The organism is Mycobacterium scrofulaceum, from assembly GCF_001667885.1.
GTDB lineage: Bacteria > Actinomycetota > Actinomycetes > Mycobacteriales > Mycobacteriaceae > Mycobacterium > Mycobacterium scrofulaceum_C.
Genome location: NZ_LZJW01000177.1, coordinates 33,476 through 47,164, shown reverse-complemented (window position 1 = coordinate 47,164; position 13,689 = coordinate 33,476). Strand labels below are relative to the sequence as shown.

At 70.3% G+C, this 13,689-nt stretch carries 15 protein-coding genes; 6 read left to right on the top strand and 9 right to left on the bottom strand.

Annotated features, from left to right (window positions below; genetic code table 11):
* Window positions 1–525 (bottom strand): mycothiol transferase, encoded by a 525-nt coding sequence (locus A5681_RS24810; protein WP_067282148.1) that lies wholly within the window; start codon window positions 523–525, stop codon window positions 1–3.
* Window positions 526–579: 54 nt separating this feature from the next.
* Here A5681_RS24810 and A5681_RS24805 point away from each other — a divergent pair, with 54 nt between their 5' ends.
* The 3 genes from A5681_RS24805 to A5681_RS24795 are packed head-to-tail and all read left to right on the top strand — an operon-like array spanning window position 580 to window position 3,384.
* Window positions 580–2,310: an N-acyl-D-amino-acid deacylase family protein gene (locus A5681_RS24805; RefSeq protein WP_067282145.1), complete on the top strand. Its 1,731-nt coding sequence runs from the start codon at window positions 580–582 to the stop codon at window positions 2,308–2,310.
* Between the two features lie 38 nt (window positions 2,311–2,348).
* A complete protein-coding gene (locus A5681_RS24800) occupies window positions 2,349–2,954 on the top strand; it encodes a PPE family protein (RefSeq protein ID WP_082946117.1) in 606 nt (201 codons plus the stop codon).
* Window positions 2,955–2,982: 28 nt separating this feature from the next.
* Window positions 2,983–3,384 carry a pyridoxamine 5'-phosphate oxidase family protein gene (locus A5681_RS24795; RefSeq protein WP_067282142.1) on the top strand — a complete coding sequence of 134 codons (402 nt, stop codon included), beginning with the start codon at window positions 2,983–2,985 and terminating at the stop codon, window positions 3,382–3,384.
* Window positions 3,385–3,437: 53 nt separating this feature from the next.
* On the opposite strand, the gene A5681_RS24790 is transcribed toward A5681_RS24795, so the two are convergent.
* The 3 genes from A5681_RS24790 to A5681_RS24780 form a co-directional block, all read right to left on the bottom strand.
* Window positions 3,438–4,295, bottom strand: coding sequence for an endonuclease domain-containing protein (locus tag A5681_RS24790; RefSeq protein WP_067282139.1), 858 nt, complete (start codon window positions 4,293–4,295; stop codon window positions 3,438–3,440).
* Between the two features lie 156 nt (window positions 4,296–4,451).
* Complete coding sequence (gene groL, locus A5681_RS24785) at window positions 4,452–6,077, bottom strand: chaperonin GroEL (protein ID WP_067282136.1); 1,626 nt, start codon at window positions 6,075–6,077, stop codon at window positions 4,452–4,454.
* A 204-nt stretch (window positions 6,078–6,281) separates the two neighbouring features.
* Entirely contained in the window at window positions 6,282–6,863 is a 582-nt protein-coding gene (locus A5681_RS24780; RefSeq protein ID WP_067282133.1) for a TetR/AcrR family transcriptional regulator, read from the bottom strand.
* A gap of 86 nt (window positions 6,864–6,949) precedes the next feature.
* On the opposite strand from A5681_RS24780, the gene A5681_RS24775 reads away from it, so the two are divergent.
* Complete coding sequence (locus A5681_RS24775) at window positions 6,950–7,870, top strand: SDR family NAD(P)-dependent oxidoreductase (RefSeq protein ID WP_067282129.1); 921 nt, start codon at window positions 6,950–6,952, stop codon at window positions 7,868–7,870.
* On the opposite strand, the gene A5681_RS24770 is transcribed toward A5681_RS24775, so the two are convergent.
* Window positions 7,857–8,555, bottom strand: a complete 699-nt coding sequence (locus A5681_RS24770; protein WP_067282126.1) for a M24 family metallopeptidase — start codon at window positions 8,553–8,555, stop codon at window positions 7,857–7,859. The two genes, A5681_RS24775 and A5681_RS24770, sit on opposite strands and share 14 nt — an antisense overlap.
* A 31-nt stretch (window positions 8,556–8,586) precedes the next feature.
* On the opposite strand from A5681_RS24770, the gene A5681_RS24765 reads away from it, so the two are divergent.
* Window positions 8,587–9,090, top strand: a complete 504-nt coding sequence (locus tag A5681_RS24765; protein ID WP_067282122.1) for a cupin domain-containing protein — start codon at window positions 8,587–8,589, stop codon at window positions 9,088–9,090.
* Here the strand turns inward: A5681_RS24765 and A5681_RS27310 are convergent.
* From A5681_RS27310 to A5681_RS24755, 3 genes are all read right to left on the bottom strand, one after another.
* Window positions 9,087–9,245 carry a hypothetical protein gene (locus tag A5681_RS27310; protein WP_156738146.1) on the bottom strand — a complete coding sequence of 53 codons (159 nt, stop codon included), beginning with the start codon at window positions 9,243–9,245 and terminating at the stop codon, window positions 9,087–9,089. The two genes, A5681_RS24765 and A5681_RS27310, sit on opposite strands and share 4 nt — an antisense overlap.
* A gap of 81 nt (window positions 9,246–9,326) precedes the next feature.
* Window positions 9,327–10,769 carry a flavin-containing monooxygenase gene (locus A5681_RS24760; protein ID WP_067282119.1) on the bottom strand — a complete coding sequence of 481 codons (1,443 nt, stop codon included), beginning with the start codon at window positions 10,767–10,769 and terminating at the stop codon, window positions 9,327–9,329.
* Complete coding sequence (locus A5681_RS24755) at window positions 10,760–11,236, bottom strand: VOC family protein (RefSeq protein WP_067282115.1); 477 nt, start codon at window positions 11,234–11,236, stop codon at window positions 10,760–10,762. The genes A5681_RS24760 and A5681_RS24755 overlap by 10 nt, the downstream gene beginning before the upstream one ends.
* A 50-nt stretch (window positions 11,237–11,286) precedes the next feature.
* Between A5681_RS24755 and glp the strand changes: the two genes are divergently transcribed.
* Window positions 11,287–12,492 carry a gephyrin-like molybdotransferase Glp gene (gene glp, locus A5681_RS24750; protein ID WP_067282112.1) on the top strand — a complete coding sequence of 402 codons (1,206 nt, stop codon included), beginning with the start codon at window positions 11,287–11,289 and terminating at the stop codon, window positions 12,490–12,492.
* On the opposite strand, the gene A5681_RS24745 is transcribed toward glp, so the two are convergent.
* Window positions 12,489–13,685: an MFS transporter gene (locus A5681_RS24745; protein WP_067282107.1), complete on the bottom strand. Its 1,197-nt coding sequence runs from the start codon at window positions 13,683–13,685 to the stop codon at window positions 12,489–12,491. The genes glp and A5681_RS24745 overlap by 4 nt on opposite strands.
* Between the last annotated feature and the right edge of the window lie 4 nt (window positions 13,686–13,689).

The window sequence follows — 13,689 nt, the reverse complement described above, 5'->3', positions numbered from 1 at the left end:
TTAGGGCGCGATCCCGCGGACGTAGGCCGCCTGCCCGAGGTGTTGGGCGCAGTCGTCGATGATGCTCACCAACCGGGCGCTGGCCGTCACCGGCGGGTCCCAGTTGGTGTCGACCACCCGCTCCAGCTCGGCCGCGGTCACGCCGGCGATGTATTCGAGCGTGAGCTTGTGCACCGCGTGGTAGTAGCCGGACAGCAGATCCACGGGCGCCTTGACCTTGGCGACCTGCTCGGGGCCGTGCCCGTAGCCGGTGTCGTTGCGCGGCAGGTCGAGGGCGAACCGGTCCACCCAGCCGTCGCGCAGCCAGACCTGCTCGACGCCGGCGACGTCGGCCAGCTGGATGTCCTGGACGCGCGCGCTGTGCCAGATCAGCCAGGCGATGCTGTTGGCGCTCGGGGTCACCCGGTACTGCGCGACCGCATCGGTCAGGCCGTCGGCGATGTCGTCGACGTGTTCGATCAACCGGGTGAACGCGTCGCGGAGCAGTTCTTGGACGGCGGCGTCGGGGCTCGAGGTGTTGGCCATACCAGCGACACTAGATCCTGGCACGACCGGCGGGCGCGGTCGTAGATTATTTGAATGACCTACGACCTGATCATCCGCAACGGCACCATCGTCGACGGGCTCGGTGGTGAGCCGTACGTCGGCGACGTCGCGGTGCGCGACGGCGTTATCGCGGCCGTCGGCCGGGTCAACGGCGAGCGCGCCGACCGGGAGATCGACGCCACCGGCCTCCTGGTCACCCCGGGCTTCGTCGATCTGCACACCCACTACGACGGCCAGTCCATCTGGTCGGAACGCCTGACGCCGTCGTCGGCGCACGGCGTGACCACGGTGGTCATGGGCAACTGCGGCGTCGGCTTCGCGCCGTGCCGCCAGGAAGACCACGACGTCCTGGTCGACGTGATGGCCGGGGTCGAGGACATCCCCGGCGTCGTCATGACCGACGGCCTGCCCTGGACGTGGGAGACGTTCCCCGAATACCTGGACGCGCTGGACGCCGGCAAGCGGGACATCGACGTCGCCGCGTACCTGCCGCACTCACCGCTGCGCGTCTACGTGATGGGCCAGCGCGGCGCCGACCGCGAGCCGGCCACCGCCGAGGACCTCGCCAAGATGCGGGCGCTGGCCAAGGAGGCGGTCGAGGTGGGGGCGCTGGGGTTCGCGTCGTCGCGGCTGACCATCCACAAGACCGAAAGCGGTTCGCCCATCCCGAGTTACGACGCCGCCCGGGAGGAGATCGAGGAGATCGCCCGCGGCGTGGTCGACGGCGGCGGCGGCCTGCTGCAGTTCGTGCCGGATATCCCGGCCGGCGGCTACGAGCACGTGCTGCAGACGGTGTTCGACGTGGCCGAGGACGTCGGCCTGCCGCTGACCTTCACGCTGGTGGTGGCCAACTCGGGCGACCCGACGTGGGAGGACGCCATCACGATGATCGAGAAGGCCAACGCGGCCGGCGGTGACATCACCGCCCAGCTGCTGCCGCGCCCGATCGGGCTGATCATCGGGCTGCAGCTGTCGGCCAACCCGTTCGTGCTCTACCCGAGCTATCGCGAGATCGCCCACCTGCCGCTGGCCGAGCGGGTTGCCGAGATGCGCAAGCCGGAGGTGCGCGCCCGGATCCTGGCCGACAAGCCCGGCCAGGGGCACCCGATCCTGTACGTGGCCCAGATGTGGGACTGGATCTACCCGCTGGGCGACACCCCCGACTACGAGCCGGACCCGTCGACCTCGATCGGGGCGCGGGCGCGGGCCCGGGGGGTGAACCCGATGGAGGAGGCCTACGACCGGCTGCTCGACGACGACGGGCGCGCCATGCTGCTGGTGGCGACCAGCAACCTGCAGGGCAATTCGCTGGACACCGTGGGCCAGCTGCTGCACCGCGACGACGTGGTGCTCGGGCTCGGCGACGGCGGCGCCCACTACGGAATGATCTGCGACGCCAGCTACTCGACGTACTTCCTCACGCACTGGGCGCGCGACCGCAAGTCGGGGCGGTTCACCGTGCCGGAGGCCGTCCGCGAACTCACCTCGGTGCCGGCCCGCATCGCCGGGCTGGGCGACCGGGGGCGCATCGGCGTCGGCTACAAGGCCGACCTCAACGTCATCGACCACGCCGCGTTGCGCCTGCACAAACCGGTCATCACCTACGATCTGCCGGCCGGGGGCCGCCGCCTGGACCAGACCGCCGATGGGTACGTCGCGACGATCGTGGCCGGCGAAGTGATCGCGGAGAACGGCGTGCCGACCGACGCCCGTCCAGGCAAGTTGGTCCGTGGTCGGCAACCGCGGCCGGTAGCCGCGCAATAACGCCACCAAAACAGCCAAATCCCGGGTAAGTTGAGCCGGTGACGAGCCCGCATTTTGCGTGGTTGCCGCCAGAAGTCAACTCGGCACGAATCTTCTCGGGTCCCGGAGCCGGGCCGCTGCTTGCTGCCGCGGAAGCCTGGGACGGCCTGGCCGAGGACCTGGCATCGTCAGCATCGTCGTTTTCTTCGGTTACGTCAAATCTTGCCAGCGGATCCTGGCAGGGGCCATCCTCGGCGGCGATGATGGCCCTGGCCACGCACTACGTCAGCTGGCTGAGCGCGGCGGCGGCCCAGGCCCAAGCGGTGTCGAGCCAGGCCTCGGCGGTGGCGGCTGCGTTCGAGGGGGCGCTCGCGGCCACGGTGCAGCCCGCGGTGGTCGCGGCCAATCGCGCGCTGGCGCAGGCGTTGTCGGCCACCAACTGGTTGGGCCAGAACACCCCCGCGATCGCCGACATCGAGGCCGCCTACGACCAGATGTGGGCGTCGGACGTGGAGGCGATGTACGGCTACCACGCCGACGCGTCGGCGGCCGTCGAGAAACTGGCGCCCTGGCAGCAGGTGCTGCAGAACCTCGGTTTCCACTTCAGCAGCAGCGGTCAGCTCACGTTCGGCCTGCCCGCGGCGCGGGTTCCACGCACGCTGTAGCTGCCAGGCCCGCGCCTATCCTGAGGTCATGCGCACCAAGAAGCAGGTGGACGTCGAGCGCCTGGCCGCCGCCCTTCCCGACTACCCGTACGCCTACCTGGTCACCGTCGACGACGACTACCGCGTGCACACCGTCACGGTCGAGCCGCGGCTCCGCGAGGCGACCCTGGACGTCGGCCTCATCGGCGGCCGCACTCGGCAGAATCTGGCGCAGCGCCCCGACGTCACCCTGCTGTGGCCCCCACCCGAGCCGGGCGGCTATTCGCTGATCGTCGACGGCACGGCCGAGGTCAGCCTTGAAGAACCCGGCGGGGACGCCGTTCGCCTGGCCGTCGTGCCCACCCGCGCGCTGTTGCATCGCGAGGCCGACCCCGGCTCCCCCGGCGCGGCGAAGGGGTGCCTGCACGACTGCGTGGTGTTCTCCCGGTGAGCCGCGTCGCCTTCTGACCCGGACCGTGACCTCTGGGCCGACGAGTGTGGGCGCTATGCACGCGAAACGCCTGGAATCCGGCCATAGGCCCCACGCTCGACGAGCTTCGCTTTGACGCGTTCGACAATCACCTGCGGTCGAGACAACATCTCGGCGCTCACCCTGACCACCGCCCAGCCGGCCGCCTCCAGTAAGGCGATTCGCTCGATGTCCCAAGACCGTTGATAGCGGTCCTCCCAGTGCTGGATGCCGTCATACTCGACCGCGACCTTCCATACACGCCATCCCATGTCGACCCGGATGCGTAGGTCGGGAAACTCGATCTGCGTCTCCGGCTTTGGCAGACCAGCTCGCACCAGAAGCAGCCGCACCCGGGTCTCCTGAGGTGATTCCGCCCCGCCGTCGACCAGATCCAGCGCGGCTCGCAACCGGACACTGCCGCGGGCTCCGCGGTGGCGGTCCACCAAAGCGACAACCTCGGCGGGCTTGATACCGGTCGCGTTGAGCAACGCGTCCAGGATGGGGACGGCCCTGATAGCGGGCGAGCCCCGCCCGATGTCGAAAGCTGTTCGGGCCGCGGTGGTCACGCGCATTCCGGCGATGACGCGCACCTCGTCAGCGGCGAGCTGATAGCTGCGGACAACCATGCCCCGCTGACTGTGCCGGTCGAACCGCACGATCTCCGCGGGCGCCGACGCATCGACCCATTTCGTGCCGAGGACCGCGGCGGCAGACAGTCCGGCCAGAGTCGAACCCGTCGCCAGCCAAGCTGCGCGCGCCTTGGCGGCGGCTGTCAGGTCCGCGTCCCTGCCGATGTACACGTCCCGGAAGACCGCACGATATCGGGTGCGCAATTGACTGCGGGTAACCGCGCCGTTCCTTAGCGCATCGCTGCCCCGGAATGGCTCCATTCCGGCATATTTGCCGCGACAGCCCATCTGCGTATGCGCCGAGCGTGGGTGATGTGGACGAATTCGCGGGTGTTGACGCGCATATCCCCCACACTCGACACGGCGGGCAACGAAAAAGCCCGGCCCCCAAGGGGACCGGGCTTCTTCGTACGGGACTTAGAAGTCCATACCGCCCATGCCGCCGGTCGGGTCGCCCGCGGGAGCGGCCGCCTTCTCCGGCTTGTCGGCGACGACGGCCTCGGTCGTCAGGAACAGCCCGGCGATGGACGCCGCGTTCTGCAGCGCCGAGCGGGTGACCTTGACCGGGTCGGCAACGCCGGCCTTGAGCAGGTCCTCGTACTCACCGGTGGCGGCGTTCAGGCCGGTGCCGGCGGGCGAGTTGCGGACCTTTTCGGCGACAACGCCGGGCTCCAGCCCGGAGTTGAAGGCGATCTGCTTCAGCGGGGCCTCGAGCGCAACGCGCACGATGTTCGCGCCGGTCGCCTCGTCGCCGGTGAGCTTCAGCTCGTCCAGCGCCGGGGTCGCGTGCAGCAGGGCCACGCCACCACCGGCGACGATGCCCTCCTCGACGGCGGCCTTGGCGTTGCGCACCGCGTCCTCGATGCGGTGCTTGCGCTCCTTGAGCTCCACCTCGGTGGCCGCCCCGGCCTTGATCACCGCAACACCGCCGGCCAGCTTGGCCAGGCGCTCCTGCAGCTTCTCGCGGTCGTAGTCGGAGTCGCTGTTCTCGATCTCCTGGCGGATCTGGGCCACGCGGCCGGCGATGGCGTCGGGGTCACCGGCGCCCTCGACGATCGTGGTCTCGTCCTTGGTGACGACGACCTTGCGGGCCTTGCCGAGGAGGTTGACGTCGGCGCTCTCCAGCGACAGGCCGACCTCCTCGCTGATGACCTGGCCACCGGTGAGGATCGCCATGTCCTGCAGCATCGCCTTGCGGCGGTCACCGAAGCCGGGGGCCTTGACGGCCACCGACTTAAAGGTGCCGCGGATCTTGTTGACGACCAGGGTGGACAGGGCCTCGCCCTCGACGTCCTCGGCGATGATCAGCAGCGGCTTGCCGGCCTGGATGACCTTCTCCAGCAGCGGGAGCAGGTCCTTGACCGTCGACACCTTGGAGCTGACCAGCAGGATGAACGGGTCCTCGAGGACCGCTTCCTGACGCTCGGCGTCGGTGACGAAGTAGCCCGAGATGTAGCCCTTGTCGAACCGCATGCCCTCGGTGAGCTCGAGCTGCAGGCCGAAGGTGTTGGACTCCTCGACGGTGATGACGCCCTCGTTGCCGACCTTGTCCATCGCCTCGGCGATCAGGTCGCCGATCGACTGGTCGCCCGCGGAAATCGCTGCGGTGGCGGCGATCTGCTCCTTGGTCTCGACCTCCTTGGCCTGCTTCAGCAGGGTCTCGGTGACCTTCTCGACGGCCTTCTCGATGCCGCGCTTGAGGCCTAGCGGGTTCGCGCCGGCCGCCACGTTGCGCAGGCCCTCCCGGACCAGCGCCTGGGCCAGCACCGTGGCCGTCGTCGTGCCGTCACCGGCGACGTCGTCGGTCTTCTTGGCGACTTCCTTGACCAGCTCGGCGCCGATCTTCTCGTACGGGTCCTCCAGCTCGATCTCCTTGGCGATGGACACACCATCGTTGGTGATCGTGGGGGCACCCCACTTCTTCTCCAGGACGACGTTGCGGCCCTTGGGACCCAACGTCACCTTTACCGCGTCGGCGAGGGCGTTGAGCCCCCGCTCGAGGCCGCGACGGGCCTCTTCGTCGTACGCAATTGTCTTGGCCATTGCGAAGTGATTCCTCCGGATCGGGAATGACACCGGGTGACCACGTGTGGCCACCCCATTACTTACGCTGGCCGGGTGCAGTGCCCGCGACGGACGACCCCAGGTGTCTGCTGGTCTCACCGTCCCGACCTAGCACTCACCTGTCGCGAGTGCCAACGTCATTCTTAGCACTCGCCTATGCCGAGTGCAAGAACACGGCAGGCCTTATCGCTGCACGCGTAAACCGTCGATGACGACGTCGGTCGCCCGCGCGGCCAGCGCCGAGTCGTAGGCCTGCATCGCCTGGCAGCCGACCAGGATCGCCTTGAGGTCCCGCATGTCGATGTCGCGGCGCGCGGTGCCCGCGTCCTGCGCGGAGCGCAGCAGCTCGCCCAGCATCGCCTTGAACGCGTCCTCGGCGTCGGGAGCGGCGCAGGCGATGTCGATCCCGTACCCGGCGAGGGCGTCGACCAGGCCGCGGTCCGCGGCGCCCCATTGCAGCACCATCGAGCGCAGGAACGCGAACAGCGCCTCCCCCGGTCCCTCGGACTCCAGCAGGGCGTGCCCGTCGTCGACGAGGCGCCGCATCCGGTCCTCGATCACGGCCGTGAAGAGCGCTTCCTTCGTCGGGAAGTGCCGGTACACGGTGCCGGCCCCCACCCCGGCGCGCCGCGCGACGTCGTCGATGGGCACCGACAGGCCTTCGGCCGCGAAGGTCTCGTAGGCGACGTCCAGCACGCGCGCGCGGTTACGCGCGGCGTCGGCGCGCAACGGCCTCGCGGGCCCGGCCAAGTGTTCACCACCCATCGGTTGACAAAACGGGGCGCACGTTCCGTATAGTCGAATCAACCGGAGCGCTCGCCCCGTTTACCTTACTACTCCGAGGAGCTCGCATGGCTACTTCCCAGGCCAAGTGGACCGCACAAGACATTCCCGACCAGGCCGGACGGGTCGCCGTCATCACCGGTGCCAACACCGGCCTCGGGTACGAGACCGCCGCCGCGCTGGCCGAGCACGGGGCGCGCGTCGTGCTCGCGGTGCGCAACCTCGACAAGGGTAAGGACGCCGCCGCGCGGATCACCGCCGCCAGCCCGCACGCCGACGTCGTCCTGCAGGAGCTCGACCTGACGTCGCTGGAGTCCGTCCGCGCCGCGGCCGACCAGCTCAAGGCCGACTACGACCGCATCGACCTGCTGATCAACAACGCGGGCGTCATGTACACGCCGAAGGAAACCACCAAAGACGGCTTCGAGATGCAGTTCGGCACCAACCACCTGGGCCACTTCGCGCTCACCGGCCTGGTACTGGAGCGGCTGTTGCCGGTCCCCGGATCGCGGGTCGTGACGGTGAGCAGCATGGGCCACCGCATCCTCGCCGACATCCACTTCGACGACCTGCAGTGGGAGCGCTCCTACAACCGGGTCGCGGCCTATGGGCAGGCCAAGCTGGCCAACCTGCTGTTCACCTACGAGCTGCAGCGCAGGCTCGCCTCGCACGGCACGACGATCGCGGTCGCCGCCCACCCCGGCGGCTCGAACACCGAGCTGGGCCGCTACACGCCCACGGTGTTCCGGCCGCTCGTCAACGTGTTCTTCAACGTCATCGCCCAGGACGCGGCGATGGGCGCGCTGCCGACGCTGCGGGCCGCGACCGATCCCGGGGTACTGGGCGGCCAGTACTACGGCCCCGACGGCTTCGCCGAAACGCGCGGCTACCCGAAGCTGGTGTCGTCCAGCTCGAAGTCGCACGACGTCGACCTGCAGCGGCGGTTGTGGGCGGTGTCGGAGGAGCTGACCGGCGTCACGTATCCGTGAGGTCGAGCAGCTGCTCGTAGAAACCGCCGAAGCCGCGGACCCGGTCGGCCAGATGGATTTCCAGGATCCAATGGCACAGGCGGCCGGCCGGGTCCCTGCGCCGCATCGGCTTGTTCGACCCGGGCGCGATGTACCACTGGACGCCGGGGCCGGCGATCTTCTTGTGCGGGAACTCCCCCACCAGGTGACCGGCGATGGGACTGGCGAACTCGAAGCCCTCGGCGTGGGCCACGCCGACGACGAAGTCGAACAGCTGGGCCCCGGTGACGGCCGGGCGCGCGTCGAAGTACTCGCGGCCGGCCCGCCACACCCGGGGCAGCGCGTCGCGCAGCGCCGCCTTCGCCGGGTCGTCGCCGAGCACGAAGGTGCGGCCGAAGTCGGCCTCCCACTCGGCGAAGATCGGCCCGAAATCCAGGAACACGATGTCGCCGTCGGTCACCACCCGGTCCGGCGGGCGCTCGCTGAAGGGCTGCAACGTGTTCTCGCCGGCCCGCACGACACGCCGATGCCAGTGCCGGGTCACGCCGAACAGTTGCGCGGCCAGGCGGTTGATCTCGTCGGACAGCTGACGTTCGGAAACGCCGGGGCGGACGACGCCGCGCCGCTCGACCTCGTCGAACAACCGCGCCGCCTTGTCCTGGGCGTCGAGCAGCCGTTGCGCGCGAACCTCCTCCGTGGCCTCCACTCCCGCGATGCTAACTGGCAGGCTGGAAACCATGTCGCTCGTCGTGCCGCCCTATCCGCCGCCCCGATACACCGAGGACGAGCCGGAGGTCAGCGCCTGGCTCAAACGCGCCGACACGCCTCCGGACTACGAGGCCGGGGGCGTCCGATATCACTACCTCGCCAATCAGCAGGCCACCGACGGCGACTACGGGCTGTACCGGGTCGACATCCCGCCGGCCGGCGGCGGCCCCGGGCCGCACTTCCACCGGGCGATGTCCGAGGCGTTCTTCGTGCTGTCCGGGACCATGAAGCTCTACGACGGCACCCAGTGGGCCGACGGGCATCCGGGTGACTTCCTCTACGTGCCGCCGGGCGGCGTGCACGGCTTCCGCAACGACGCCGACGAGCCGGCGTCGATCCTGATGCTGTTCGCCCCGGGCGCCCCGCGCGAGGCCTACTTCGAGGGCTTCGCGGCGCTGGCCGACATGACCGACGAGGAACGCCGGGAGTGGTTCGTCCGGCACGACAACTATTGGGTGCCGCAGTCGGGTTAACGGTGAACGAACATTCCGGGCCGCTCGCCGATGCGCGGCGCGGCCGCGACGTAGGGTTTGTCGGTGCAGGTGAGGACGAAGCGCGCCGCGGCGTGGTTGCGGATGAAGGTCGAGACGGCGTACAGCGCCCCGGTCAGGACCGCTGAGCGGGTCAAACGTCCGAGGCGCCCGGGCCTGAGGCGCGTGCCGAGCGCGTCCGCCAGGGTCCGCGGGCGGCGGCTGCGGCCGCCGACCGGTCACCGGCCGAAGCGGTAGTCGGCGTCGACCAGCTCGCGGGTGCGTTCGAAGAACGTCCGCCCGCTGTACGGCAATTGGGTGACCACCTTGCCGCTGGGATGGCGGAAGTAGTTGTCGCACGCGAGCCAGACCTTGCCCACCATGGCGGCTTGGATCTCGTCGTTATAGCGGCGCTGCGCGTCGGGGGTCACCTGCACCGTGCGGGCGTTGCGGGCGGTCATCACGTCGAGGATGTGGCGGACGAACGTGGTCTGCGCCTCGTGGATGTAGATGATCGAGTTGACGCCGTTGGTGTTGGGGCCGTACAGGGTGAAGAAGTTGGGATAACCCGCCACCAGTGTGCCCAGGTAGGCCTCGGCCCCGTCGCTCCAGTCGTCCGCGAGGCGGCGCCCGCCTGACCCGTGGACGTCGACGCTGGCCAGGTAGTCGGCGGCCTTGAACCCGGTGCCGTAGATGATGGTGTCGACGCGGTGCTCGACGCCGTCGACGGTGCGCACGCCGCGCTCGGTCAGCTCCGCGATGGCGGTCGTCTCCAGGGTGACGTTGGGCAGCGCGAACGTCGGATACCACTCGCGCGACATCAGCGGCCGTTTGCAGCCGGCGGGATAGTCCGGCATCAGGTTCGCGCGCAACTCCGGGTCGACGACCTTGCGCATCAGGTAGCTGCGGGCCAGCTCGGTCGCTTCCCGCGTCTGCGCGGCGTCGACGTCGAAGCTGGACGACTCGTAGACGTCGAAGGCCTCGTCGCGCAGCTTGAGCGCCATCTCGGGGTGGCGTTCGAACAGCTCCTGCTGTTCGGGCGTGAACGGGAAGTCGAAGCGGGGCGCGATCCAGATCGGGGTGCGCTGAAACACGGTCAGGTGCGCCGTTTCCCGCGCGATCGCGGGCACGTACTGGATGGCGCTGGCGCCCGTGCCGATGGACGCCACCCGCTCACCGGCCGTGGACTTGCTGTGATCCCAACGGGACGAATGGAATTGGCGGCCGCGGAATCGGTGCGCGCCGGGGATGTCCGGGACGTGGGGCACGTCGAGCATCCCGACGGCGCTGACCACCACGTCGACCTCGTGCTCGCGGCCTCCGTCGTCGGTCAGGGTCCAGCGGCGTCGGGTGTCCGACCAGCGCGCGGCGGCCACCGCGGTGTTCGCCCGCAGGTGCGCGTCCAGCCCGTGGTCGCTGGCGACCTTTTCCAGGTAGGCCAGGATCTCGGGCTGGTTGGCATACGTCTTGCTCCACCGCGGGTTGGGCGCAAAGGAATAGGAGTACAGGTGCGACGGGACGTCGCACGCCGCGCCCGGAAAGGTGTTGTGGCGCCAGGTCCCGCCGAATCCGTCGGCCCGGTCGAAGATGGTGAAGTCGTAGCCGCCCTGCGCCAGCTGGATGCCCATGGCGATGCCGCCGGCGCCGGCGCCGATGATCCCGACGCGCGGCTTCAGTCCCATTGGGCGAAGTAGGGTCGCTGCGGCCGGCTCTTCTCCACCAGGATGAACACCACGCCCCACGGGTCGGCGAACCAGGTGGTGCGCACGCGCGCGACCTCCGCGATCCCGCTGACCAGGAAGCGCACGCCCTTGCTTTCCAGTTCCGCCCGAGTCGCGTCCAGGTCCTCGCAGATCAGCCCGACGTGGGACAGCCCCGGGTCGGTGAGGGCGCGTTCGGCGGGGTCGGTGCCGTCGGCGTTGAGGTACTCGATCACCTCGAGCACCCGGTCGCCGTCGCCGTCGAGCCCGACGATGGCCGCCTTCATGCTGGGGTCCGCGACCAGCTCGCCCATGTCGTCGCGAATGGCGTTACCGGTCATGACGTACGGCGGCGAGAGCACATGCAGGCCCAACACGTCGCGGTAGAACGCCACGGCCGCCTCGCAATCCGGAACACACACCCCGGTGTGGGCCATCCCGGTAATCACGTTCTCGACTCTACGTCGGCCCGAACCGTCGGCGGGCCGATAATGGCCCGGTGCGGTCGGTCCAAGAACATCAGCGCGTCGTAGCCGAACTGATCCGTGCCCGCCCGGCGGCCACCGCCGCGCTGGCCGAGGCGCAGGGGCTGGTGCTGGCCGACGACGTCATCGCGCGCCTGGCGCTGCCGGTCTTCGACAACTCCGCGATGGACGGATACGCAGTGCGCGCCGAAGACACGTCCGGCGCCACACCCGAGCACCCGGTGACGCTCAAAGTCGCCGAGGACATTCCGGCCGGGCGCACCGACGAGCTGACGCTGCAACCCAACACCGCGCACCGCATCATGACCGGCGCGCCGCTGCCCGCGGGTGCGACGGCCGTCGTGCCGGTCGAAGACACCGACGGCGGCGTGGATGTCGTGTCGATCCGCGCGGCCCGCGAGGCCGGCAGGCACATCCGGCGCGCGGGCGAGGACGTCGCCCCCGGCACGACGGTGTTGCGGCGCGGCCAGGTGGTGACGCCGGCCGTGCTCGGCCTGGCCGCGGCGCTCGGGATGGCCGAGCTGCCGGTGCTGCCCCGCCAGCGGGTGCTGGTGATGTCGACCGGGTCGGAGCTGGTGGCGCCCGGCAATCCGCTGCGGCCGGGGCAGATCTACGAGTCGAATTCGATCATGCTGGCCGGGGCCGTCCGCGACGCCGGCGCCGACGTGATCGCGGTGGCGACCGCGGAAGACGATGTGGCGCAGTTCAGTTCGATCCTCGATCGCTACGCGTCCGACTGCGACCTGATCATCACCAGCGGCGGGGTCAGCGCCGGCGCCTACGAGGTGGTCAAGGACGCCTTCGGCCGCGAGGGCGACCAGGGCGTCGAGTTCGTCAAGGTGGCGATGCAGCCCGGCATGCCGCAGGGCATCGGACGGGTGGGCGGCGCGACGATCGTCACCCTGCCCGGCAACCCGGTCAGCGCCCTGGTGTCCTTCGAGGTGTTCATCCGCCCCGCGCTGCGCCGGGCCATGGGCCTGCCCGATCCGGAGCGCCCGCCCCGGGCGGCCGTGCTCACCGAATCGTTGACCTCGCCGCGCGGCAAGCGCCAGTTCCGCCGCGCGGTGCTGGACCGCGACACCGCCACCGTCACCAGTTACGGCCCGCCGGCCTCGCACCACCTGCGGTGGCTGGCGTCGGCGAACGCGCTGCTGGACATCCCCGAGGACGTGGTGGAGGTGCCCGAGGGGACCGAGCTGCAGGTCTGGGACCTGACCTAGCCGGCGGGGGCGGCGACCTGCCGATGGAAATCGTCGGCCCGGTCGAACGCGGCTGCGCAGCGGATGGCGACCGCGATGACCGACATCAGCACCGGAATCGTCACCAGGGCGGCCGACAGGCCGACCCGGTCGGCCAGGTGCCCGATCAGCGGCGGCCCCAGCAGGTAACCCAGCCAACCCGTCGCGGCGACGATCGCGATCGCCGAGCCCGCCCCGCCCGCGCCGTAGGCCGCGCTGAACGCGGTCGGCACCAACAGCGCCACGCCGACCCCCAGGGCGGCGAAACCGGCCAGGGCGACAACGGGATTGGCGGTCGCCAGCGTCACACCCATGCCCGCCGCGGCGAACAGGGCGAGCGCCGGCAGCAACCGGCGGGCCGACACCCGCGAGTGCAGGCGTATCGCGCCCAGCCGGGTCAGGACCATCGTCAGCGTGTAGGCCGCATAGCTCAGCGCCGCCACCCCGGGCCCGGCGCCGACGACGTTGCGCAGGTAGTTGGCCGACCAGTCGGTGGCGGCGCCCTCGCACAGGAACGACACGAAGGCCACCGCCGCCAGGATCGCCACCGTCGGCGTCAGCCACGCCCCTTTGGCGGGCGACGCCGCGGCGCCGGCCGCCGGGTCCGGGACCAGCCCGCGCGCCAGCGCCCCGACGACGAACAGGACGACCAGGCCGACCACCGCCAGCTGCGGAGTCAGCCCGATGCCGGCCCCGACGCACGCCGCGCCGATCACGGCGCCCAGCAACGCGCCGAGGCTCCACATGCCGTGGAAGCGGGCCATGATCGGGGCGTGCGCCAGCCGCTCGACCGTGGCGGCCTGGGTGTTCATCGCGACGTCGAGGCCGCCCTGGAACGTCCCCCACAACGCGAGCGCCACGAACAACTCCGGCCCGGAGCGGGCCAGCCCGACCGTCGTCCCGGCGAGGGCGTAGCCGGCGGCCGTCACCGGGATCAGCCGGTGACTCCCCCAGCGCGGCAACGCCCAGTGACTGGCCACCGTGGCCAACACCGAGCCCAGCGGCGCGCCGAACAACGCCGACCCCAGCGCCGCGTCGGACAGGCCGAGCCCGGCCTTGACCGCCGGAATGTGCGCGGCCCACGACGAGAACCCCACGGCGTGGGCGATGAACACGGCGGTGACGGCGATCTTCGCGCGGCGCAACCGCGGCGCCCGGTCCTCATTCGGATGCATGTCG

Coding starts and splice junctions, on each gene's coding strand:
- A5681_RS24810 (WP_067282148.1), bottom strand. CDS start 525: ATGGCCAACACCTCGAGCCCCGACGCCGCCGTCCAAGAACTGCTCCGC.
- A5681_RS24805 (WP_067282145.1), top strand. CDS start 580: ATGACCTACGACCTGATCATCCGCAACGGCACCATCGTCGACGGGCTC.
- A5681_RS24795 (WP_067282142.1), top strand. CDS start 2,983: ATGCGCACCAAGAAGCAGGTGGACGTCGAGCGCCTGGCCGCCGCCCTT.
- A5681_RS24790 (WP_067282139.1), bottom strand. CDS start 4,295: ATGGAGCCATTCCGGGGCAGCGATGCGCTAAGGAACGGCGCGGTTACC.
- groL (WP_067282136.1), bottom strand. CDS start 6,077: ATGGCCAAGACAATTGCGTACGACGAAGAGGCCCGTCGCGGCCTCGAG.
- A5681_RS24780 (WP_067282133.1), bottom strand. CDS start 6,863: ATGGGTGGTGAACACTTGGCCGGGCCCGCGAGGCCGTTGCGCGCCGAC.
- A5681_RS24775 (WP_067282129.1), top strand. CDS start 6,950: ATGGCTACTTCCCAGGCCAAGTGGACCGCACAAGACATTCCCGACCAG.
- A5681_RS24765 (WP_067282122.1), top strand. CDS start 8,587: ATGTCGCTCGTCGTGCCGCCCTATCCGCCGCCCCGATACACCGAGGAC.
- A5681_RS24760 (WP_067282119.1), bottom strand. CDS start 10,769: ATGGGACTGAAGCCGCGCGTCGGGATCATCGGCGCCGGCGCCGGCGGC.
- A5681_RS24745 (WP_067282107.1), bottom strand. CDS start 13,685: ATGCATCCGAATGAGGACCGGGCGCCGCGGTTGCGCCGCGCGAAGATC.